Below are 725 nucleotides of genomic sequence, written 5' to 3'. Positions count from 1 at the left end.
GCCTGGGGATATTGCGAAGTTTTTTGTTTGTCAGTGACAGCCTGCGCATGAAGCTGAATTCTCCAGATGTGTGTTATTCGTTCGCATCTTCGTAATCAAAGGCGATGAAGTAGTCGCTCTCTGACAGGGCAATTTCATGAGCGAAGTGAGCCTGTGTCACTGTTAGCCACTCCCTACGTAGTTCAAACATGCCGTTATTGACGTCCTCGGCTGCCGACAGCCCCAGCTTGGAAATCACGGAGTAGTCATCTCCCAAATCCGCTGAGTCCTGCGTTCCGCGTAGCAACTCTGTGGTTCTGTCGAACCATTCCAATCTCACTTTCAGTCCCATGTAGCCCTCATAGGTATTTTTTGATGTTTCGTTTTTTCTTCGGTCCTTTTAGCTGCTCGCCGGTTACGTGAGTCAGCGCCAACGGGATGTAACCGGTGGATTGAAGTAGTGGCTGACGCCGTCGGGCAGTTGGCAGGGCTTGATGAAAACGCAGCCGGGAGGCTTGGCTAGCGTAGGGGCCGTGGCAGGGGGCGGTGCGAAAAAATAAGCAGCCGGCGAGTAAGGCACGTGCGATGGCTGCGGGATCAGAATTCGATGTTTGAGTAGCTGTTCTTCGGTGGGGGGGTAAAAGCGCTCTGACATGACCGGCTCACTTCCTTGTGCGAGGGAGTGAGCCTAAGAGGGGGAGCTCAGTGGCTGATGTCGGCTTAATTCGGTGGTTGGTGTGGGAAAA

Annotated in this window: 1 protein-coding gene; it reads right to left on the bottom strand. The window is 53.4% G+C overall.

The window, feature by feature from the left end:
- Nucleotides 1–73: 73 nt before the first annotated feature.
- The gene (locus D8M21_RS11230; RefSeq protein WP_126855926.1) at nt 74–331 is read right to left on the bottom strand and encodes a colicin E3-like toxin immunity protein; all 258 of its coding nucleotides are present in this window, start codon (nt 329–331) and stop codon (nt 74–76) included.
- Nucleotides 332–725: the final 394 nt, after the last annotated feature.

This window comes from Kocuria sp. HSID16901 (assembly GCF_003989425.1).
GTDB lineage: Bacteria > Actinomycetota > Actinomycetes > Actinomycetales > Micrococcaceae > Rothia > Rothia massiliensis.
The sequence above is the reverse complement of the archived record's forward strand: the minus strand, read 5'-3'. Positions and strand labels throughout refer to the sequence as shown.

Excerpts from the sequence above, each read along its gene's own strand:
- D8M21_RS11230 (WP_126855926.1), bottom strand. The coding sequence starts at position 331 with ATGGGACTGAAAGTGAGATTGGAATGGTTCGACAGAACCACAGAGTTG.